This is a genomic window from Sphingomonas sp. GW821-FHT09B04 (genome assembly GCF_059418285.1).
Genome location: NZ_JBWKPO010000005.1, coordinates 180,752 through 203,079, shown reverse-complemented (window position 1 = coordinate 203,079; position 22,328 = coordinate 180,752). Strand labels below are relative to the sequence as shown.

At 66.3% G+C, this 22,328-nt stretch carries 18 protein-coding genes and 1 pseudogene; 11 read left to right on the top strand and 8 right to left on the bottom strand.

Going from position 1 to position 22,328, the window contains the following annotated elements; genetic code table 11:
* Positions 1-507, bottom strand: a complete 507-nt coding sequence (locus AC07NK_RS16605) for an ECF-type sigma factor (protein ID WP_495171722.1) — start codon at positions 505-507, stop codon at positions 1-3.
* 152 nt (positions 508-659) lie between these two features.
* Here AC07NK_RS16605 and AC07NK_RS16600 point away from each other — a divergent pair, with 152 nt between their 5' ends.
* The 5 genes from AC07NK_RS16600 (at position 660) to AC07NK_RS16580 (ending at position 10,641) form a co-directional block, all read left to right on the top strand.
* The gene (locus AC07NK_RS16600; protein WP_495171721.1) at positions 660-2,351 is read left to right on the top strand and encodes a hypothetical protein; all 1,692 of its coding nucleotides are present in this window, start codon (positions 660-662) and stop codon (positions 2,349-2,351) included.
* Between the two features lie 35 nt (positions 2,352-2,386).
* Positions 2,387-3,901: a hypothetical protein gene (locus AC07NK_RS16595; RefSeq protein ID WP_495171720.1), complete on the top strand. Its 1,515-nt coding sequence runs from the start codon at positions 2,387-2,389 to the stop codon at positions 3,899-3,901.
* 33 nt (positions 3,902-3,934) lie between these two features.
* Complete coding sequence (locus AC07NK_RS16590; RefSeq protein ID WP_495171719.1) at positions 3,935-6,421, top strand: serine/threonine-protein kinase; 2,487 nt, start codon at positions 3,935-3,937, stop codon at positions 6,419-6,421.
* Positions 6,422-6,928: 507 nt separating this feature from the next.
* The gene (locus tag AC07NK_RS16585; protein WP_495171718.1) at positions 6,929-9,553 is read left to right on the top strand and encodes a TonB-dependent receptor plug domain-containing protein; all 2,625 of its coding nucleotides are present in this window, start codon (positions 6,929-6,931) and stop codon (positions 9,551-9,553) included.
* Positions 9,553-10,641 (top strand): pyridoxal phosphate-dependent aminotransferase, encoded by a 1,089-nt coding sequence (locus tag AC07NK_RS16580; protein ID WP_495171717.1) that lies wholly within the window; start codon positions 9,553-9,555, stop codon positions 10,639-10,641. Before AC07NK_RS16585 ends, AC07NK_RS16580 begins: the two co-directional genes overlap by 1 nt.
* Before the next feature lie 34 nt (positions 10,642-10,675).
* Here AC07NK_RS16580 and AC07NK_RS16575 read toward each other — a convergent pair whose 3' ends face one another.
* Entirely contained in the window at positions 10,676-11,545 is an 870-nt protein-coding gene (locus AC07NK_RS16575; RefSeq protein WP_495171716.1) for a PhzF family phenazine biosynthesis protein, read from the bottom strand.
* Positions 11,546-11,661: 116 nt separating this feature from the next.
* Positions 11,662-12,300: a peroxiredoxin gene (locus AC07NK_RS16570; RefSeq protein ID WP_495171715.1), complete on the bottom strand. Its 639-nt coding sequence runs from the start codon at positions 12,298-12,300 to the stop codon at positions 11,662-11,664.
* A 287-nt stretch (positions 12,301-12,587) separates the two neighbouring features.
* Between AC07NK_RS16570 and AC07NK_RS16565 the strand changes: the two genes are divergently transcribed.
* A complete protein-coding gene (locus AC07NK_RS16565; protein WP_495171714.1) occupies positions 12,588-15,428 on the top strand; it encodes a TonB-dependent receptor in 2,841 nt (946 codons plus the stop codon).
* Between the two features lie 41 nt (positions 15,429-15,469).
* On the top strand, positions 15,470-16,651 hold the full coding sequence (locus AC07NK_RS16560; protein WP_495171713.1) for an OsmC family protein: 1,182 nt from the start codon (positions 15,470-15,472) through the stop codon (positions 16,649-16,651).
* A gap of 205 nt (positions 16,652-16,856) precedes the next feature.
* On the opposite strand, the gene AC07NK_RS16555 is transcribed toward AC07NK_RS16560, so the two are convergent.
* From AC07NK_RS16555 to AC07NK_RS16535, 5 genes and pseudogenes are all read right to left on the bottom strand, one after another.
* Positions 16,857-17,447 carry a lytic transglycosylase domain-containing protein gene (locus AC07NK_RS16555; RefSeq protein ID WP_495171712.1) on the bottom strand — a complete coding sequence of 197 codons (591 nt, stop codon included), beginning with the start codon at positions 17,445-17,447 and terminating at the stop codon, positions 16,857-16,859.
* A gap of 20 nt (positions 17,448-17,467) precedes the next feature.
* Entirely contained in the window at positions 17,468-18,007 is a 540-nt protein-coding gene (locus AC07NK_RS16550) for a S26 family signal peptidase (RefSeq protein ID WP_495171711.1), read from the bottom strand.
* On the bottom strand, positions 18,000-18,227 hold the full coding sequence (locus AC07NK_RS16545; protein ID WP_495171710.1) for a helix-turn-helix domain-containing protein: 228 nt from the start codon (positions 18,225-18,227) through the stop codon (positions 18,000-18,002). Before AC07NK_RS16545 ends, AC07NK_RS16550 begins: the two co-directional genes overlap by 8 nt.
* Before the next feature lie 102 nt (positions 18,228-18,329).
* The gene (locus AC07NK_RS16540) at positions 18,330-18,971 is read right to left on the bottom strand and encodes a DNA -binding domain-containing protein (protein WP_495171709.1); all 642 of its coding nucleotides are present in this window, start codon (positions 18,969-18,971) and stop codon (positions 18,330-18,332) included.
* Between the two features lie 4 nt (positions 18,972-18,975).
* Positions 18,976-19,140: pseudogene (locus AC07NK_RS16535) on the bottom strand (transcriptional regulator domain-containing protein); the annotation flags it as partial.
* Positions 19,141-19,306: 166 nt separating this feature from the next.
* Here AC07NK_RS16535 and AC07NK_RS16530 point away from each other — a divergent pair.
* The 4 genes from AC07NK_RS16530 (at position 19,307) to AC07NK_RS16515 (ending at position 22,263) form a co-directional block, all read left to right on the top strand.
* Entirely contained in the window at positions 19,307-20,083 is a 777-nt protein-coding gene (locus AC07NK_RS16530) for a LuxR family transcriptional regulator (protein WP_495171708.1), read from the top strand.
* A gap of 82 nt (positions 20,084-20,165) precedes the next feature.
* On the top strand, positions 20,166-20,780 hold the full coding sequence (locus AC07NK_RS16525) for an acyl-homoserine-lactone synthase (protein WP_495171707.1): 615 nt from the start codon (positions 20,166-20,168) through the stop codon (positions 20,778-20,780).
* Entirely contained in the window at positions 20,780-21,667 is an 888-nt protein-coding gene (locus tag AC07NK_RS16520; RefSeq protein ID WP_495171706.1) for a phytanoyl-CoA dioxygenase family protein, read from the top strand. The genes AC07NK_RS16525 and AC07NK_RS16520 overlap by 1 nt, the downstream gene beginning before the upstream one ends.
* Before the next feature lie 2 nt (positions 21,668-21,669).
* Positions 21,670-22,263: a GntR family transcriptional regulator gene (locus AC07NK_RS16515; RefSeq protein WP_495171705.1), complete on the top strand. Its 594-nt coding sequence runs from the start codon at positions 21,670-21,672 to the stop codon at positions 22,261-22,263.
* The last annotated feature ends 65 nt before the right edge of the window (positions 22,264-22,328 follow it).

The following is a 22,328-nucleotide window of genomic DNA, read 5'->3' as shown; positions in this document are numbered from 1 at the left end:
TCAACCGTCCGCCAACGCGCGGTGGATCCAGGCCCGCGCCTGGGTCCAGCGGCGGCGGACGGTTCGTTCGCTGACTCCCATAACCTTGCCCGTCTCGCATTCGTCGAATCCGGCGAAGAATCGGCAGTCGACCAGTCTGGCGAGTTCCGGATCGAGCTCGGCGAGATCGCGCAATGCGTCGCCCAGCGCCACGAGCTCCAGATCCTGCGAAGCGGCGGCATCCAGCGCCGATTGATCGAGCGGCAAGGGGCGTTCGCCTCTCCCCCGCTTCGCCGACAGCCGCGCACGCGCAGCATCGACCAGAACGTGGCGCATCGCCGTCGCCGCGGTGCCGAGGAAATGCTCGCGGCTGTCCCATCCGTCGCGCTGATGCAGCTTGAGATAGGCTTCGTGGATCACGCTGGTGGTCGAAAGGGTCTGGGGACTGCCGGCATTGAATCGTTCGCGCTGCGCAATCCGCCGCAGATCGTCGTACAGCGTTTCGACGATCGCATCGGTCGGAAGCATACGCCATTCCCATTCCAGCCCCCATCGGAAGCCCTATCCGATTGTCCGGCTTTTCGCGAGCTTCTCGTACGAACGTAGGATTTCCGCGCAGGCGCCAACCCCTAGGCCGACCCCAAGCCGTCGGCAATTCGGCGCATTCACGGAGACGCAGCATGATCATTCCGACCCCGGCACGCCGGTTCACCTTTGGCCTGCTGCTTGCGGGGACAGCGCCGCTCGCCGCTCTCGTCACCACCCCCGCCCGCGCTGACAATACGGTCGAGTGCAACACCAACGTCAATGCCGGCCCCGACGGCATTCTCGGCAATGGCGACGATGAGACCGGGCAACTCGAATGCGGTATCGGTTCGAGTGCCATCGGAAGGCTATCAACGGCCATCGGCTCGAACACGAGGGCCGGGCCGGCACAGAGCACAGCGGTGGGTGAAGGGGCCCGGGCCGAAGGGGTCGAAAGCACGGCGATCGGACAAAACGCCAATGCCCGGGCGGCGGGCAGCACCGCGCTTGGCCAGCAAAGCTATGCCGCGGGCATCGACGGCTCCGCCCTCGGCTTCAGCTCACGTGCGATCGGCAACAAGACGACCGCCGTCGGCGCCCAGAGCCTGGCGGCGGGCGATTATGCGACGGCGACCGGATATGAGAGTTTCGCCCAGGGCATCAATTCCACCGCCACCGGTTATCGCAGTGTTGCTGGAGGGGGCGAATCCACCGCAACCGGTAAGCAAAGCTCCGCTTGGGGGTTCGGAAGCAGCGCCTATGGTGCGGGTGCGCGCGCTGGCGGCGACGGCACCTATGAGGTGGCCACCTCGTTCCGCAATAACGGCACGACCGCCCTCGGTACAGGCGCGCAAGCCGGTGCGACGGCGCCGGGGCAGGCCAACGCAACTGCCGTCGGCTCATTCGCGCAGGCGAACGCAAGCGATGCAACGGCGGTCGGTAACGGCGCAGGCGCAGGAACAAGCGGAACTGCAATAGGGGCCTATAGCGGCGCCGGTTACCTCAATTCGACGGCCGCCGGCAGCTACGCATATGTCGAAGCCGACGGGGGCTCGGCGCTTGGCTATGGTGCGCGGGTGAGTACGGGCGCGACGGATGCGGTGGCGATCGGCAACAACTCGCTCGCGACGCGTGCGAACACCGTTTCGGTGGGTCGGGTGGGCGCAGAACGGCAGATCACCAACGTCGCCGCAGGCACCGATGCCACCGACGCGGTGAACGTCGCACAGCTCAACGCCGCCGTCGCCACGGTTGGAGGCAACGCCGCCGCGGCACAGGCGACCGCCACCGCCGCTCAGGCCACTGCGAATACCGCACGCACCGAAGCCGCCGCGGCCCAAACCACCGCCAACAGCGCGCGGACTGAAGCCGGCACTGCGCAAACCACGGCCAACACCGCGCTGGTACGCAACGCGCAGACCGGTGCCAGCACGGCTGCGGCGTTGGGCGGCGGGGCGAGCTACAATGCCGCTACGGGTGCGATTTCCGCTCCCAGCTATTCGATCGGCGGGCAGAGCTACAACAATGTCGGCGCCGCGCTCGAGGCCGTGGACGACAAGCTCGCCGCGATCGATGGCCGGGTCGGCGCCCTTGCGCAGGAATCGGACCGTCGCTTCCGCCACGCCAATGGTGGCATTGCCGCGGCGATGGCGATGGGGGGCACGATGATCGTGCCCGACAGTAATGTCTCGATCTCGTTCAACCTCGCCACCTATCGGGGCGAGCAGGGCTTCTCCGGTGCCGCCGTCGTGCGCGCGGCACCCAAGGTCTATATCTCGGGCGGGTTCGCGGGATCGACCGTCAGGGGCTCGACCGGCGGCCGCGTCGGTGTCGCCTTCGGCTTCTGATTAGCTCGCGCCACTTCAATTCAGGACAATCCCCCATGAAACACGCAGGATTGGCGTCCGCGAGCGCAGGTGCGCTCGTGATGATGCTCACCATCGCTACGGCCAGCGCGCAGGACGCAGGGCCATTCGCTCCGTCCCAGCCAGCCGAATGCGCGCAACTCCCGCCCGATACCTTACCTGAGGATCTGAACAATCTCGCGTGTGGCGAAGGTTCGGTAGCCACGGGTGTTGCGAGTACCGCGATTGGCGGCCGCGCCGAAGCGAGCGGGTCGCAGGCGACCGCACTGGGCAGCAGCGCGACGGCAAGCGGTAGTCTCAGCGTAGCGGTTGGCGAACGCGCTACCGCATCGGGTCGGCAGGCGATCGCGATTGGCGGACAATCAAGCGCGTCGGGAGAAGGCAGTCTCGCAATCTCCAATCTTGCGCAAGCGAGCGGTAGAGCGTCGATCGCCATTGGCAATGCCTCCAACGCATCGGGCGTGGGATCGGTCGCGCTCGGCGTTTCGGCGTGGTCCGGCGGCGCATTCGGCAGTACAATCGCCAACGACCGCACCACGGCTTTGGGTGCAAGCGCGCAAGCAGGCGCGGGCATGGACGGTCAGACCGATGCGACCGCCGTTGGCTATCGCGCGAACGCGAACGCACTGCTGGCGACCGCGCTCGGTTCCCGAGCAATCGCGAACGGCCTCCAGAGTGTCGCGATCGGCGCCGGCAGCGACGCCAGCGCGAACGACGCCGTTGCGCTGGGTCAGGGCGCGATCGCGGATCAGGCGAGTACGGTTTCCGTCGGCAGGGTCGGCGGCGAGCGTCGTATCGTCAATGTCGCTGCAGGGACCGGCGCGAGCGACGCGGTCAACAAGGCACAGCTCGATGCGGTAGCCATCGCCGCGAACACCGCGCAGTCCACCGCCGATCTGGCGCGCACCGAAGCGGCGGCGGCGCTGACCGCCGCGCAGGACGGTACCCAAACCGCCTCCGCACTGGCGACGGCGGCTCAGGCGACGGCGGACACCGCGCTGGGCAACGCCGCCGCCGCACAGCAAACCGCCAATACAGCGCGAACCGAGGCGGCAACGGCGCAAGTCACGGCCGACGCCGCGCAAGGCACTGCGAACCTTGCCCGCACCGAAGCGGCAGGCGCCCAAGGCAGCGCCAACCAGGCGTTGGCGGGCGTCGTGGCGGTCCAGCAGGTCCAGGCCGGACAGGCTGTGCAGATCGGCGAACTTCAGCAGGGGCATGCGGCGCAGGCGGCACAGATCCAGGCGCTCCAGCTCGGGCAGACGCACTTGTTCGACCTGGTCGAGCACAACCGGCGTGAGGCGCAGCGCGGCATCGCGGCAGCGGTTGCGCTGGCGCCGGCGCCCTTCCCTTCCGAACCCGGCCGGACGAGCTACACCGCCAACACGGCGGTCTATCGCGGGCAAGTCGCGGTCAGCGCATCGCTCGCACACCGGCTCAACATCGATACGCCCTTCGCGATCACCATGGGGGTATCGCATGCCGGCAAACGAGACACCGCGGTTCGCGCCGGAATTGCAGGCGAGTTCTAGCGATCGCCTCTCGCTGTCACAGGTTTACCCGCCATGCGCCAGCCGATAGGCTCCAAGATCGGAGGGGGGCGGATGCGGCAGCCAACGCCAACGGAATGGTCGATCATCCGCGATCAGTTCGACCGGCTGGGTGATCTGGCTGCGGACGCGCAGCTCGCCGCGCTCGCGCAATCGAGGCTGGACCCGTTCGTCGCGGACCAGTTGCGCAGCCTGCTCTCTGCGAGCCGGCATGCCGGGGTGCTCGACGCCCCGTTGCCGGTCTCCGCCGATCCCGGTGTCGCCTACGCATCGCTCGCCCCCGGCACCGCCTTTGACGGCTACACCGTCCAGACATTGATCGGGCGTGGCGGCATGGGCGAGGTCTATCTGGCCGAGCGCAGCGGCATTGGCTTTGCCCAGCGGGTAGCGCTCAAGATGCTGCGGCCCGAAGCCGTCGAGCGGATGACTGCATTCGATTCCGAGCGCGCACTGCTCGCAACGCTCGAACATCCCGGTATCGCGCGGCTGATCGATGGCGGCATCGCGCCCGACGGACGCCCTTATATGGCGATCGAATATGTCGAAGGCCGTTCGATCGATCAGTGGTGTGTGGCGCACGACGCTGGTCTCGAGACGCGATTGCGCCTGTTTCTTGAGGTCTGTGATGCTGTCGCGCATGCCCATGCGCGCATGGTCATCCATCGCGACATCAAACCACACAACATCCTGATCGATGGCGAAGGGCGGGCCCGCTTGCTCGATTTCGGCGTCGCCAAGCTGATCGACGCAGCGAGCGGAGAGCGCACCGTGACCATGGCGATGCTAACCCCCGACTATGCTGCGCCCGAGCAGCTGATGGACGGCGAGACCACCACCGCGACCGACATCTATGCGCTGGGGGCGGTTCTATTCGAACTCCTCACCGGGTCTCGCCCATGGCAGACCTCTGGCGCGCGTCTGCCTTCGATGCTGCGCCGCGTGCTCGACGATGATCCCCCCGCCCCGAGCAAGGTAGCCGCTACCGCGCTTCACCCCGCCGTGGCGCCACGGCGCATCGCGGGTGATCTCGACGCGATCGTGCTCAAGGCCATGCGTCAGGCACCTAGCCAGCGCTACGCCAGCGTCACCGGATTTGCAGCTGATGTACGGGCTCACCTTTCCCTGCAGCCGGTCGTCGCTCGTGCTGGATCGACCGCCTACGCGCTCAGTCGCTACATCCGTCGCCATCGCTGGGCTGCGAGCGGAATTGCTGCAGCATTGTTCGCAGTGTTTGTCGGAACTGCGAGTATCGCGTGGCAGGCACGGCAAACCGCGATCGAGCGCGATGCCGCGCTTGCCGAGGCTACACGGCTTGAGGCGATCAATCGTGCGATGCTGCTCATGTTCCGCGACGCCAAGGACAACAGGCAGCTCGAGTCAATTTCAGCGCGCGAACTGATCGACAACACCACCCGCCGCATCCTTCACTCAACCTCGCCGGATTCGCCCGATATTGCCTCGATGGTGGCGGCGCTGGCCGACCTCTATCTGATCGTCGAACGAAACGACGATGCAAAGGCGTTGATCACCGGTGCACTTGCACGGGGTACCGGCACAGGCGATCCCACTGATCTCGCACGCCTCAAGCTGAAGCTCGGTACCATCCTGGCACTTGAAGGTCGCAATGACGCAGCGCGCCGTTTGCTCGTCGAGGCTGACCAGATCTGGCGGCGCGATCCGGTCCGGTTCCGACGCGAGCAGGTCGAGGCAATCGGCGCCAAAGCCTATATGCTGCGCCACGGCGGCAGAAGGGATGCCGCAATCACTCTGCTTGCCGGGAATATGGGAGAGGCGGAGCGCGTCTATGCTGCCTATGATCGTGACCTCGCGACACGATACACTGCTCTCGCCGGTCTGCTGATCGAGGCCGGTCGTTTGCAGGAGGCTGCTGACCTTCTCGTGCATGGAGACGCGAAACTTACGGGAGGCAAATCGTCGTCTTCCAGCGCACTCAACCTGAGATGGCTCGAAGCCGAGGTGCTCGCGCTGCGCGGCGATACCGGCCGGGCAGAAGCCTTGCTGCACGACACGATCATGCAACGGCGGCGCCAGCATGGCACGACCGGAGAACTCGCCATCGATCTGTTGCGCTACGGCAGGCTGTTGAACCAACTGCAACGACCGGCTGAGGCATGGTCTGCCCTACGAAGTGCGATGCCGATCGCCACGGAATATTATGGAGATCAAAGCGCCGCGATCCTTCAGATCCGCGTCGCTGCCATCGAGGCACTGGCGATGGTCGGCCGTGTGAGCGACGGTCGAGTGCTACTGAAGCTTGTCGATCCGTCTTTCCGTCACGCGCACAAGGATAACCTTCTACAGGCACGTTACCTGCGCAGTCGCGCGGCCCTTCATTTCGCCACGGGTGACCTTGCGAAGGCAATGCCAGATCTCAGTGCGGCGGAAATGAGCGCGCGCAAGGCAGGCCGGGGTGGTGATCTGTTCACCTTGGAGACCGCAGCCATCCGAAAGCGCTTGGAAGCCGCGCGAAAGGCCCCCTAACATTATCGCGCAATCATTGCGCCTTACCCAATCAATGGAAGCTGACACATCGCCCGGTTCTCGGTCGCCAAATAATTAGCAGCTTTCGGGATCGGCAACGACCGCACCGAACGACTGCAACGAGGTCGATTGCTGTCTGGCAGCTTCGGCCAAACCTTCCCGACGGCTTATGGCCGGTTGCGGCCCGACTGCTTCTGGGCCGCAACCGGACTGGCAGCTTCCGGCGCAACGGATGGCCTAGCCGAGGTTCGGACCCTGCGTGGGCAAACACCATTTACCCCTCGGCGGCATGGCAGCCTCTATTCTGCAGCGAACATAGAATGAGGCTGTTTCAGCACGCTCTCCGGTCCCGGCGGACACCGCTACACTCGATCGGCTCACCTGCCTCCCAGGAACAAACCGAAGCTTCGCGGCGCCGTAACAAATCTACTATATCATATCAATTCAGTAGGAATAATGAGCCCCTCAAGCGGCGCGGTGGCGCCAGGCAATGAGAAGGGGTTATCGATGAAGTATCTTCTGCTGGCGGGGACCATCCTTGCGATCGCCGCACCCGCCTTTGCGCAGGATACAGACGCCGAAGCCGGGGTCGAAAGCAGCGACATCGTGGTGACGGGCTCGCGCATCGGCGAGCGCACCGTCACCACCTCGCCCGTGCCGATCGACTCGCTGCGCGGTGAGGAGCTGCGCGCTTCCGGCTATCAGGAGACGACCGAGATCCTGCGCCAGCTGGCGCCCTCCTTCGCCTTCGCGACGCCGACCACGCCCGACGGCAACACCCATATCCACTCGGCGTCGCTGCGCGGGCTGTCGCCGGACGAGACGCTGGTTCTGCTCAACGGCAAGCGCCTTCATACCGCCGCCTGGGTCAATACCGGCGGCACGATCGGCAAGGGTTCGACCCCGACCGATCTCAACCAGATTCCTGCGGCGGGCATCGGCCGGATCGAGATCTTGCGCGACGGCGCTTCCGCGCAATATGGTTCGGACGCGATCGCGGGCGTGATCAACATTCTGTTGCGCACCGATACCGAATTCCACGGCACCGCGAGCGCCGGCACGACCTATGACGGCGGCGGCGATACCTATGAGTTCTCATTGGGCGGCGGCGTCAAGCTGGGCGAGGACGGCTTCGTCAATCTGACCGGCTATTACCGCGATCACAAGGCTGCCAACCGTGCCGAGCCCGACACCCGCCAATTCTACCTCGGCATCGCACCCAACGGCTCGCTCCAGCCGCTCTCCGCCCGTTACGGCGCGGGGATCGGCCTCAACCCGCTGGGCGGTGTCGCGGGCACCCGGCTCGATCCGCGCGAAGCCACCGTCGATCGCAGCGTCTGGCGCTTCGCCGATCAGGGCGATGTCGAGGACTGGTCGCTGGTCGCCAACCTAGAAAAGCCGCTGGGCGAGGTAACGCTCTACAGCTTCGGCGGTTACCGTGTGAGCAAGGCGCACTCGAACGCATCGTTCCGCCGCCCGGGCCAGGACGAGAATGTCCGCGCCATCTATCCCAACGGCTTCCTCCCCTTCATCCACACCGAAAGCACCGATTACAGCGCCGCGATCGGCCTGCGCGGCGAACTGGGCGGCTGGAAGTGGGACCTGTCCGGCATCTATGGCGGGAACAGCATCGAGTACCGGACCGAGAACACGCTGAACGCCACGCTGGGCGCGGCGAGCCCGACCGCCTTTTACAACGGCAAATATTCCAACTCGCAATGGACCGCGAACCTCACTATCTCGAACGCCTTCGACATCGGGTTCGCAAACCCGGTCGAGATCGCCTTTGGCGCCGAATATCGGCGTGACGGCTACAAGATCGGCCGCGGCGAGCTTACGAGCTATCAGTTCGGCCCCGCGCGCGTGCTGGACGGCCCCAATGCCGGGGCGATCCCGACGATCGGCAGCCAGGGCTTCGCGGGCATCCAACCGGCCGACGAAGTCGATGTCAGCCGCCGCGCGATCGGCGCGTTCGTCGAGCTATCCGCCGAGCCGGTGAAGGGCTGGCAGATAAACCTTGCGGGTCGCTTCGAGGACTATAGCGACTTCGGCGACACCTGGAACGGCCAGGCCTCGACCCGGATCGAGCTCCCCGCGGGCTTCGCCTTACGCGGTTCGGTCGGCACCGGCTTCCACGCGCCAGCACTCGCCCAGCAATATTTCAGTTCGACCAGCAGCCGCACCATCGTCAACAACACGACCGGCTTCCCCGAATTCGTACTGGTGCGCACCGCGCCCGTCGGCTCCGCGCTTGCCCAGGCGCTCGGTGCTCAGCCGCTCAAGCCCGAGAAGTCGGTCAATTTCGGCGGCGGCCTGACCTTCGCCAGCGGCGGCTTCACCGCCTCGGCCGACTATTACCATATCGACATCGACGACCGCATTGTGCTCTCGTCCAACTATGTCGACGCCTCGGGCAGCCGCCGCCTGCGCGACTATCTCGCCGGGCTCGGCATCCCCGGCGTCACCAGCGTCCGCTACTTCACCAATGCGGTGGATTCGCGCTCCCAGGGCTTCGACGTCACCGCGGCATACCGCACCACACTCGGCAGTTGGGGCAATCTCAGGCTCAGCGCCGCGTACAATTACAACGAGACCGACCTGCGCCGCGTATCGGCGACACCCTCCCAGATCACGGCGCTCGGGATCACCACGCCACTCTTCGACGTCAACGAGCGCGTCCGCTTCGAATATGGCCAGCCCCGCGACAAGATCGCGCTCGGCGCGAACTGGAATATCGGCCCGGTGACGTTCGACGCGCGCACGACGCGCTACGGCAAGGTCGAGCAGATCGCGCTGACCAACCAGTCGGCCGCCAATGTCGCGCTGATCGCGAAGGGCTCCACCCCGTTCCGCACCATCCCGACCGAGTCCGGCGCCGCCGGCAATGTCGATGTGATCCAGCAGTTGCGCCCGCAATGGGTGACCGACTTCAGCTTCACCGGCCACGTCAACAAGCACCTCGACGTGACGCTCGGCGCGAACAATATCTTCAACGTCTATCCGACGCAGAACATCCGCTCGACCGCTGCGCTGACCGGGGCCGACACGTTCGGCGCCTTCCCCTATAGCGAGTTCTCGCCGGCCGGGTTCAGCGGCGCCTTCTACTATGTCCGCGCAGGAGTGCGTTTCTGATGAGCGAGCCGATCCTTTCCCGTCGCGAATGGCTGGCGCTGGGCGCGGCGGTGGCGGCAGCCCCGGCGCTTCCCGCCGCTGCACAACTACCGGCCAAACGGGCACGGCTCTCGCTCAACGAGAATGCATGGGGACCCTCCCCTCGTGTCGGACCGGCGATCGCTCGCGCCGCGGCCGGCATCGAACGCTATGTCGAACGCGATGAGGTCGACGCCCTCACCCGCCGGATCGCCGCGCACGAACGCGTCGATCCGGCACAGGTGGTGATCGGCGAAGTGCTCGAGCCGCTCGGCCTCTATCTCGCGCGGCAGCGCCCTGGCGGCGGCGAGATCGTCTATTCGGCGCCGGGCTATACCGCGCTCATCGATTCCGCGGCACCGCTCGGCGGGCGTGGCGTTCCGGTTCCGCTCGACGCGCGGTTGGAGAACGACCTCCCCGCCTTGGCTCAGGCTATCACCGACAAGACCCTCGCTGTGTCACTGGTCAACCCGCACAACCCGTCGGGCACCGCCAACGAGGCGCAGGCGCTGCACCGCTTCATCGAGGAAAGCGCGCGGCGAACGCTGATCGTCGTCGACGAAGCCTATCTCGAATATGACGCATTCGATCAGAAAAGTGCGATCGGTCACGTCCGCGCCGGCCGCAACGTGCTGGTGTTCCGCACGCTCGCCAAGATCTACGGGCTCGCCGGTCTTTCGATCGGCTACGCAGTCGCGCCTGTCGAGCTTGCGAAGGGGCTGAGGGCTGCCGGGATCGGTGCGCCGCACAGCCTCACCCGCCCCGGCCTCACCGCCGCGGCTGTCGCGCTTGCCGATCAGACCTACGTCCAGGCCGTTCGCCGCGCGACGCTCGCCGAACGTGAGAAGCTGAACACTCTGATCGACCAGCGCGGCTGGCGGCGCACCGACAGCCGGGCGAACTTCGTCTTCTTCCAGCCGCCCCTCCCCCAGGCGCTGCGCGACGCGCTGAAGCGGGAGGGGATCGATATCGCCCGCCCCTTTCCGCCGCTCGACGACTGGCTGCGCATCACGATCGGTCGCCCCGCGGAGACCGCGCGGATGCTGACGTTATTGCGCAACTGGAGCTGACCGGGCGAACGTAGTTCCCCCGGTGCCTGACAGGCTAGGGATGGAGCGTTCCCCGCAGCACCACGATGCCGGTCCCGGATATCTCGGGTTCCGGCGTGAGCCTGAGCCGGATGAAGCTGGGACGGCCCATTTTGGTGCCTTGCTCGATCACGATACCCTCCTTGATCAACCCTTCGGCCGCAAGATAGGCCGCGAGGGGACCGGCCGCCGTCCCGGTCGCGGAATCTTCCCAGAGTCCGACCGTGGGGTTGAAGAAGCGGGCATAGGCGGTTTGGGGCGCACCGGCATCGAATGCGTAGATGTAGCAGCCCTCCGCCGGGGTCTGGTCGAGGACCGCGAGCAGCTTCCCGGCATCGGGCAGCGCCTTGTCGACCCGGCTGGCGTCGCGAACGCGCACGATGAGATGCGTGGCGCCAGTGTCGGCCGGGCGCGGCTTCGGCTCGACGAGAATATCGTCTTCACCCAGGCCGAGCGCGGCCGCCAGCGGCGCGATATCCTCCAACGGCTCCGACAAGCTCAGCGGCGCCTGACGCATCCGGCCATGGACGCGGCCATCGATCGACACGAACTCGATCGGAAGGATATCCGGTCCGATTTCCTGCTGAAAGGTTCGCGCCGTCGTCAGCGGCCCCAAAGCGCCATGCTCGCCCAGCCACAGCCAGGCGCCAAGCGCGTTGTGCCCCGCACCGAAGACTTCCGCCCCGCTCGCGGTGAATGAGCGCAGTTTCCAGTCGGCACGCGTGCTGCGCATGATGAAGGTGGTTTCGGCCTGATTGAACTCGCCGGCGATCCGCCGCATCTGCTCGTCCGTCAGTTCGTCGGCATCTTGCACCACCGCGAGCGGATTGCCGGTCAGCGGCGAGTCCGCGAAAACATCGATGATGCCTGCCACAAGTCCGCTCATCGCTATCCTTTCAACTGCTGATTGCACCGAGCACCATCAACTATATGCAGCTCGCACGGACATTGGGCATAAGGCCCGAGGCCGCAGAATGCGCGGCATACTCGTCGAGCGACCTTTCATCGGGGCTGGGGTTGCGGCACCGTGCGCAGATAGGGCGCCTGTTCCTGCCAGCCGCCCGGGAACAGCGCTTTCGCTTCCTCGCCATTTACCGACGGCAGGATGATGACATCCTCACCCTGCTGCCAATCAGCAGGGGTTGCGACCTTGTGACTGTCGGTCAGCTGCAGGCTGTCGATCGTACGCAGGATCTCCGCGAAGTTGCGGCCGGTGGACGCCGGATAGGTCAGCGTCAGGCGGACACGACGCTCCGGATCGATCACGAATACGCTTCGCACCGTGTTGGTGTCGGAAGCGTTGGGATGAATAATCCCAAGCAGGTTGGCGATCCGCCGGTCGGCATCGGCAAGCAGGGGGAAATTGACCGCGGCCCCTTGAGTGCGTTCGATATCGCCAGCCCAGCGCACATGGTTGTCGACCGTATCGACCGACAGGCCGATGACCCTAACCCCGCGCCGATCGAATTCGGGCTTGAGCTTCGCCACCGCGCCGAGCTCGGTCGTGCAGACGGGGGTGAAATCCTTCGGATGCGAGAAGAGCAGCACCCAGCTGTCGCCAGCCCAGTCGTAGAAGGTCAGCGGGCCTTCCGTCGATTCCTGGGTGAAATCCGGTACGGTATCGAGCAGCTTCAGCGACATTGACGGGTCCCATTTCTATCGGCCCCATCGAGGGGCGGGTGACGACTCATAGCCTTATATTCTATCATTTAGATATGATTTAAAGCCGAAAAAGTGTGCGCTGCACAAAATCGAATATCGATGTATATAGCTGTTTTATAACATATTATTGACGACCGCTCGTTCGGAATCTCGCCCCCCTTTATCCCCTGATACCTAAACTATCGGGCTAATTCATATTCGATAGATATGAATTAAGCATGGCCGCCAGCCAATGCGGCGGCCGATGATTGGGGGCAATTCAGGACATGTCTTCTGCCGATACGATAACGCGCAACCATGCAGCCGGCCGCACCCGCCGAAGGCGACCGGGGCTGCTGACCGCGCTCCTGCTGGCCGGAAGCTCGATGCTCGCCGCGACGAGTGCGCAAGCTCAGTCCGCCGACGAACTGGAGCGAACGAACCGCGAGCTGCAGGCGGAGAATGCGCGGCTCAAGGCCGCGCTCGAGCGCGCGGGCATTCGCCCTGAGGCGCGCCCTGCCCCGGTCCAGCAGGCGGCAGCATCGCCCGCCCCGGCGCCCGTTCAGCCCGCGGATAACCGCGGCGATGCCGAACTCGGCGAGGCGATCACCGTCACCGCACTACGCCTCAAGGAGGCGCCACGCTCGGTCTCGGCGGTCACCGGCGAGGAGCTGGAGAAGTTTCACGTCAACAACTTCCGCGACATCGCCAACCGCATCGGCAATGTCCGCACCTCGTGGAACAATCCGAATACCGCGTCGATCTTCGTGCGCGGCGTCGGCTGGGCGGCAGGCGCCGGCGTGCTCGATCCCAGCGTCGGCGTCAGCGTCGACGACGTCAGCCACGGGATCAGCTCGATCTCGGCGCTGAGCAACTATCTCGACATCGAGACGGTCGAAGTGCTGCGCGGTCCAACCGGCGTTGACGGCCTCAAGGCCACCAACCTTGGCCGCGTGTCGATCCAGACGCGGCGGCCGACCTTCGACTTCGAGGCCCGCGCGGCGCTGACCTTTGGCGAGCGCAACACGCTGATCGGCACCGCGGCGCTGGGCGGCGGCGTGATCGACGATCTGCTCGCGGTGCGCTTCACCCTCAATCGCGAGACCGGCGACGGACCCTACAAGAATGCGAATGACAGCCACTACACCTGGCGCAACACCGACCGCACCAGCGCCCGCGCGCAGTTCCTGATCACGCCCTCCAGGAACTTCGAGGCGCTGATCACCGTGGACTATACGCCGACGGGCCGCGAGATTTGCGAGAATTGCTTCGCGTTCAACAACAAGACCCCCGCCTACTACGACTGGATCAACCCGGCGACGGGAACGCGCGGCGCGGTCGACTATTCGAACGATGCCTTCGGCAAGCTGCAGCGCCGCTGGTTCGCGCAGAAGACCGATTATACGATCGACGACTATTATGCGCGCGAGGTGAACACGCTCGGCGAATACCCTAACACCTATGAGACCAAGGGCGCGACCGCCAACCTCCGGTTCAAGCTCGACGAGAACATCACGCTGCGCTCGATCACCGGTTATCGCGACTATAAATTCTCGCAGGGCGCCGGCTCGCACACCCAGTTCGAATGGCTGCGCGCACCACGCGGCACGCAGACCTCGTTCGAACAGTTCAGCCAGGAGCTGCGCCTCGACGCCAAGCTCGGCAGCGCGCTGAGCTTCCGCAGCGGCGCCTTCTATTATCGGGGCAAATTCCCGAACTACAGCCAGACCGAGCGCTACGGCTCGGACGGCGGCGCCTGGTATGCAACCGCTGCGCAATATGCGCTGCTCGACCCGGTCAACCCCGCCCTCCCCAATGCGGCCGATGCAGCCGGCCGCGCGCTGCTGCTCAACTCGGTCAACGGCCTCATCACCCAGCGCAAGGAACGCTACGAGAATGAGACGCTCGCGGGCTATGCGAACATCATCTGGGACGCGACCGACCGGCTGACGCTCAACCTCGGCGCCCGCGTGTCGCGCGAGACCCGCAAGAGCCAGGCACAAAGCGGCATCCTGTCCAACGGCTTCGGCGCCGAGCTCAACCCGGCCTCGGTCAACAACGTCACGCTCAACGGCTTCAGTAGCAACGCGGCGGGCGCGCTGACGGGCACCAATTCGGCGGCGCAGCTCGTGCTCGCCGATCTCGTCGCGCAGAAATATTTCGGGATCGCGACCTATGGCGGGCTGAGCACCGCGCAGCGCGCGCAGGTGGGGGCCGCCAAGTCGATCCGCGCGGCCCGGATCGGGGCACTCTACCAGCTGACCCAGGCCGAGCGCTACGAAGGCACGTTGCCTACGATCGAGGCGGGGCTCTCCTATACCGTCGCGGACGAGCTGACGCTGGTCGCGACCTACAAGCATGGTGAGAAACCCGGCATCTCGCAGATCGTCGGCGCCACCGCGCTGGGCGGCAAGTCGGTGCCCGCGCGTGCGGAGAAGACCGACGCGTTCGAGATCGGCGCGCGCTCGTTCCTGTTCGAGCGGGCGCTGCAGATCACCGCGACCGCGTTCCTCCAGAACATCTACGACTATATCCAGCCGGGCTTCGTCTATGACGCCGTCCAGACCGAGCTCAACAACAATGGCCAGCTCGCCTATCTGTCCGCGCTCGGCAACGTGCCCCATGTCCGGACCAAGGGCCTCGAGCTCGACGTCACACTGCTCGCTATTCCCTATACGACGCTGCGCTTCTCGGGCGCCTATACCGATGCGCGCTATGTGGACTTCAAGTTCGCCGCCAATCCGGGCGAGCTGGGCGGCGCCAACCCCGCGGGCCCCTATTACGATGCCAGCGGCAAGACCCTTGCCGGCGCGCCGAAATGGAGCGGCAATCTGTTTGCCGACTTCTCCTATCCCCTGGCGGGGTCGACCACGCTCCAGGCCAATCTCAACTATAATTTCCAGAGCGGCTATTATGCCGACACCTCGCTGTCCCGCTATACCCGGACCGGTTTCTGGGGCGTGACCGACCTCTCGCTCGGGCTGGGTTTCAAGGACAACCAGTTCGGCGTGGCGCTCATCGTGCGCAACCTGTTCGACGTCGACACCGGCCTTCAGCCCTCCTGGAACCAGTACAAGCCCGGCGTCCCGCGCTGGATCGGCGTGACGCTGCGCGGCTCGGTCTTCTGAGCGAACAACCCACCAACCCGACATTTAACGAAGGATCATCCATGACCATTCTCACGCTCAATCGCCGTCGCAGCTGGCTCGTCGGCGCGTCGCTCATCCTCGCGCTCGGCGCCGGAACGCCGCTCGCCACCGCTCAGACGGGACAGAAAACGCCCCTGCGCGAACATCTCGTCAAGAAGCGCGCGGCCCTGCAAAAGGCGGGAACTCGCACCACGCCGCAGACGCTGACTGCCCGGGTAACCGCCGAAAGCCGGTCGGGCGTGCGGCGTCTACGCATCCGGGACTATCAGTATCTGAGCGACAGCGGCCGCGATTTCGGCGGCTATAATCTCGGTGCGGGATCGTGGGACACCGAGGTCGGCGTCCTCGCCAGCGCGGTCGCCGATGCGTTCGTCGTCCAGGCGGCAAAGCGCAGCATCCCCATCGATGCCATCGACGTGGTGTTCACCAGCCGTCCCGATGCCCCCTCGGTCGAGAAGGAGCGCAAGGTCGCCTATCCGCGGAACCTTGCCTATGTCGCCTATATCGACTCCCCGGCCAGCGCGGCCGAGCTCGAGGCGCTGCGCAAGGCGGTCGACGAAACCTCGCCGGTACTCGCCCTCGTCAAGGAAGCCCAGCCGATCGAGCACGGCAAGATTTTCTACACCCAGTCGCCCGCGGCGCGCGATCCCAACCTCCCGCCGGGCCTGCGCGACTTCCTGGTCGAGAAGCGCGCCGCCATCCTGCGCAAGGCCGAGGCCGCCAAGGCCGGCAAGACGAGCGAACCCTATTCGCTGCGTGCACGCGCCCGGGTCGAGCCGGCCACCGGCATCCGCGCGACACGGACCGGCGAGGGCAATTTCCTGCTGCTGCACGACAGCGCCAGCGACCTGCTCGGCTATGGCCTTGCGCCGACGGTGGAGGAGCATCAGCTCGGCGTGCTCGGCACCTGCCTCACCCACATCTTCGAGATTCAGGCGGCGACCCGTCAGGTCGTGCTCGACTCGCTCGAAGTCCGTGTCGAGGGCAAGCTGGTTCCCGCAACCGCCACTGCGCCCGCACGCTATCGCGACGTGCAGTACAGCGTGCACATCGAATCGCCGGCCAGCCGCGAGGAGATCGACGGGCTGCGCACCGCGGTCGAGGCCACCTGCCCCGTCTACAACCTGCTCAAGGATCCCCAGACGGTTCAGGGCAGCGTGGTGAGGGGCCGCTACCAGGAGCCAGCGGCGCCAGCCGCCTGACGCACGATCCGCGGGTGCCTACCGGGCGCCCGCGGCCAGCATGAGGCCCCGCTCTGCCACCCGCACAGGTGGGAGAGCACCCGTTTCGACCCCCACAGTTATGATGGTCCATGTCTCTCAAGTCCGCTGTCGCGGCAGCCTTTGGCTAATGCATCTCGACGGCCTAATGACTGCTATGAGGACGCGAAGCTGACTTCGACGATCTTCATCGATTTGCCTGTGCGTTCACAGCTTCTCGGCGCCGCGTAACAAACAGTGCGCTAGGCCGCCACGGGTCCGACGCCGTCACCGGGGCCTGACGATCCACGAAGAAGAGTCCCGGCGGCTCGTCCGGCGCCCTTCCCTTCCTCGCATCCTCGGCAATCGAACCGGCAAGGCTCGCAAGATAGGCACGGGTTTCACCCGGTAGCGGCTGTCCTGTGGCCAGATGCGCGGCATAGCGTGCCGGGCCGGCATTATAGGCGGCGAACAGCCCCGGGTGACCGAAGCGATCATAGAGGCGTCGCAGATAACAGGTGCCGGCCAGGATATTGTCGCGCGGCACATGTGGATCGGCGCCAAGCCCGAGCGCGCGCCGCATGTCCGCCCAGGTCCCCGGCATCAGCTGCATCAGGCCCATCGCACCGGCGCGGCTGACGATCGAGCGTCCATTCAACTCGGTGCGCCCGCCGCTCTCGGCGCGCATGACCTGCTTTATCCAGACCGCCGGAATGCCGCACCGCGCCGACGCCGCCTCGATCAGCGAAGCCCAGCGCGCCAGAGGATCGGCCGTAGCGGACGTCGCCGCGAACAGCATCAACGCGCCAGCGGCAAGCCTCAGCCCCGCCATAGCAGCTGCGCCCCGCCGACAATATCGCCGCGCCGGGTCGGCCCGAAATAGCGCCCGTCGAATGATTCCGGACTATCCATGAGCAGGAAAAGAACGTCCTCGCCCAGCGCAACGCAGCCATTCCACCAGGGCATGCGCCGTCCGGCGCCATCGGCCGCCCGCCGCTCTGCGACGCGGCGGCCATTGACCGAGATCCACCGGTCAGACGCGCAAACGGTATCGCCGGGTCCGGCGGCAACGCGCTTCACCAAGGGGACATTGGCGGGAAGATAGCGGCGTACGGCGGCAAGCCCGCGCCAGTGCCGGGGAACGCGCGCGATCACCATGTCGCCCACGCCGACCTTGCCCACACCGACGCGATAGAGGCCGCGCGGCGCGCTATCGGAGAGGTTCCAGACGAGGCGCGGCACCGGCGGCGCTGCCACCGTCGCCGCCAGCGCGCAGCCGAGCACCGCCAGGGCAAGTATGCCCCCCAACGGAACCAGCCACATCCGGCACCAGGCGCGGAAGTGCCCGTATTCAACCATCATCCCGCTCCGCCGCGGTGCTCGCCACCGACCAGCGCTCGAGGTCCGCGACATGATAGAAGACGAGACGGCCATGTCGCCGGAAGCGCGGGCCGCTCCCAGCGGCGCGCATCCGCTCGAGCTTGCGTACCGACAGGCACAGAAAATGCGCCGACTGGCGCGTATTGAGATAGGGCCGGCCGGACGGCGCACTCCCCGCTCGATGCGATGATGCGGACATGATGCTGCTCCCTTGCGGCCATCGCATCGAGCATCGTCCCGCAGCGAAAGCCCGGGCAGAGTCGAAATCGCACTCCCGCGATTTCGACTCCCATCCCCATCGTCACCTCGACCGCAGCAGCGAACGATAGCCGCCCTGCTCCATCCGCCGCGCCTCGGCGACGCGCCGGCGAACGCGCGATAGGAGGAAGTCTGAGCGCCCGTTCCATTCGGCGCGCACGCGCTGCTCGCCATAGAGCGCGGCGGCGATTTCGCGATGGGAAGCGCCCGCAGCCAGCGCATCGGCGACGCGGAGCGCCTCGAGGCGGTGCCCCAATCCGGCCAGCGGCTGGAAAAGCACCTTGAGGAAGCGCCCCTTGCGCCATAGCGAGAGCAGACGGCGGACGGTCAATAGCCGGGCATCGAGATGCGAGAAGCCGGCCAGCTCGAATGCCAGCCGGACAGAGCCCTGCCCCGCCAGCGTGCCCTCGACCACATCGAGCCGCAAGCGCCGCCAGCCATCGGACAGGACGAGATATTCGCGGCCGTCATCGCCGCAAGCGAGCGATGCGCAATCGGCGAAGCGAGCCAGCTCGAACGCATCCGGATCCCTGACGGCGACCGGCTCTGCCCGGACCGGCACGACGCTGCCGTCGAGCTCGGCGGTCCAGAACAGCCGGGCAGCAGGCGCCGGACAGTCCGGGCGCTCGGCGAAAGTGAAGCCCCCAGCGATGGACCCCGCGCATCGCCGCGACGACCGGAACACCCTGCAGCAACTGCCCCTCGGTGATGCGCTGGGCGTGCCACCAGGCGGCATAGCCAGGATCGCGGCGCAGCCATTCCCAGGCGAGGCCGGCGGCATCGATGCCGATCAGCGCGCGGTAGGGCGCGCCGTCTCGCCAGTCAGGGCGGCCCTCAGCCCCTGGCCGCTTCACAGCGGCCAGACCGGGGCCATGGGTCGGTAGACCGATGGCGGCGGGGTTTGCACAATCGGACCCCGCCGCATAACATTCGGCTCTTGTCGATACGTCCGCCGCGACGACTGAGAATCGGCGCGGCCGGGTCCGGAAGGATCAACGCGAGCATGGAGCAGCCTGGGGCGTGCCTCGCTACAGCGTGGCGTGTGTCATGGGCATGGCGAAGATCGCGGAGGAATTCGCGCGGGCGGTGGAACGGGCTGCCAATCTCAAGGAGCTTGAAGATGCCGTGGAGGCGATCGCGCGCGAGATGGGCTTCCGCTTCTTCGCGCTGACGCATCATGTCGACTTTCCGCGGGCACCGCGGCCGGCGATCCGCCTCGATAACTACCCGCCGGCCTGGGTCGAATATTTCGATGCGCAGCGGCTGGGCCCTTCGGATCCGGTGCACCGCGCCAGCCAGATGACCGGCGTGGGGTTCCGCTGGTCGCAGCTGGCACAGATGGTCGACCTCTCTCCACGCGACCGCGATATCCTCAAGCGCTCCCGGCGCGCGGGGCTCGGCGATGGCTTTACCGTGCCGGCGCACATTCCGGGCGAATCCGCAGGTTCCTGCTCGTTCGCGACCGCCCGAGGCCGCAAGACCCGCCCCGAATGGTTGCCGCTGACCCAGCTGGTCGGCGCTTTCGCCTTCGAAGGCGCGCGCCGGCTCTCGCGGATGCGCGAACTCGACCAGGATGCAAGGCCGAGACTTACCGATCGTCAGCGCGACTGCATCTTCTGGGCGTCGCGCGGCAAGTCCGACTGGGAGATCGCGCAAATCCTCGGGCTCAGTCATGACACGGTGATCCAGCACTTGAAGCAGGCGCGCGAGCGCTACGGGGTCGGCAAGCGCACGCAGCTCACGGTGCACGCGCTGTTCGACGGAACGCTCAGCTTCGTCGATGTGCTGAGGCGTTGAAAATCCCCATTTCTGGGGAATGGCCGCACGCAGCGGCCGGACGGATGATCGGGGCCTTTCATGGCCGAGGGAGCCCCGACCCATGCGCATCACTGTCGATTCCGCGAGCAACGCCGCCGATGCGGCGATGCGCGGCATGTTCGAGGCGCGCAAGCGCGTGTTCGTCGACCTGCTCGGCTGGGGCCTTCCGGTCCTCGCCGGCCGCTACGAGATCGACCAGTTCGACGACCAGCACGCCCGCTACCTGATCCTGACCGACGACCATCACCGCCACCTGGCCTCGGCGCGGCTGCTGCCGACCACGCGCCCGCATATCCTTAGCCAGCTGTTCGCCCAACTATGCGAGGGCAGCCCGCCAAGCGGCCCGGCCACCTACGAGATCACCCGCTTCTGCCTCGAGCGATCCTTGAGCGCGCGGCGCCGGCGCGAAGTCCGCAACCAGCTGGTCAGCGCGCTCGCCGATTATGCGCTCGCCAACGGCATCACCGCCTATACCGGTGTCGCCGAGACCGGCTGGCTGCAGCAGATCCTGGCGTTCGGCTGGCGCTGCCGCCCGCTCGGCCCGTCCCTGCGGATCGACGGCATGATGCTGGGTGCGCTGCGCATCGAAATCACCCCTGAGACCCCGGCGCTGCTCGCCGCGGCCGGCATCTACGCGCCGGTAGCCGACACCATCATCGAGGCGGAGGCGGCGTGATGCACGCGAGCCTGCCAGCGACGCAGCCAGCCGACGAAACCGAACGCTGGACCGGCCAGTTGCTCGAGCAAGGCTATTGCGTCATCCCCGATGCCCAGCCGCCAGCCCAGGCCGCCGCGCTCGACCGCGACCTCGAGCAAAGCTTCGCACAAACGCCCTTCTGCCAGGGCGGCTTCTATGGCGAGCGCACCAAAAGGTTCGGCCGGCTGCTCGCGCGCTCGGACAAGACCGCAGCCTTCGTCATGCACCCGCTGATCCTCGACATCGCGACCCGTGTCCTCCAGCCCTGGTGCGAGAGCATCCAGCTCAACCTGACGCAAGCCATCGCGCTGCACCCCGGCGCATTGCCGCAGCTACCGCACCGTGACCAGGACATGTGGCGCGGCACGCTTGGCGACACCGAATATCTGGTCAATGTGATGTGGCCGTTCACGCCCTACCGCAAGGAAAACGGCGCGACCCTGATCTGGCCGCGCAGCCATGGCCGCGAGGCGCTCAAACCCGAACCCGCAACCCAAGCCCATGCCGTCGAACTCGATCCCGGCGCCGCGCTCGTCTTCCTCGGCTCGACCCTGCACGGTGCCGGCGGCAACACGACCACCATCACGCGGCGCGGCATGATCGTCAGCTACTGCCTTGGCTGGCTCAAGCCATACGAGAACCAATGGCTCGCCTATCCGCCCCCGACCGCGCGCCGCTTCGATCCCGACCTCGCCGCACTGGTCGGCTATCGCCAGCACCGCCCGAACCTTGGCAATTATGAGGGCCAATGCCCCTCGCTGCTGCTCAAGGATGACTGGCCCGATTGTATCGGCGCGATCGATGCACTGCGCCCCGACCAGCAGGCGCTGGTCGCCGACTATGTCGCGCGCCAGCACATGACCTGACGATGAGCCCCGGCGTCACCTTCGAACGCGTCTATCGCGAGCTCAAGCGCCGGCTCGGCGACGGCACGCTCAAAGCCGGCCAGCCGATCGAGCCCGCCCAAATAAGCGCCGAGCTCGTCGCCAGCATCACCCCGATCCGCGACGCGCTGCACCGCCTGGTCGGCGAGCGGCTGGTCGAAGCCCCCAACCATAACGGGTTCCGCGTACCCCGGCCCAGCGAGGCCGAGCTGCGCGACCTCTATCTGTGGAACGGACAACTGCTCGCGTTTGCGGTTCGCCACCTCCCTGGCGAACCATCCGCCGCGATCGCCCCTCCCGCCACAGCGGCGGATATCGGCACCGCGACCGCCGACCTGTTCTTGCATCTGGCCGGCGCCACGCGCAGCGACGAGCACGTCCGTGCCATTGCGCAGCTCAACGACCGGCTTGCGCCCTACCGCCGCGTCGAGCCCGACATTCTCGACGGCCCGGACGAGGAATTCGACCGGATCTGCGTGCTGCTCCAGGGAGTGGAGCGCAGCCGGTTGAACCGTGCCCTGACGCGCTATCACCTTCGCCGGACCAAGGCCGTACCGCATATCCTGGCCGGCTTGTGACATCGCTTCAACCAGAGACTGAGAACCAAAACCTGTCGCGCGGGCAACGATCGTCAAAGGCTCTA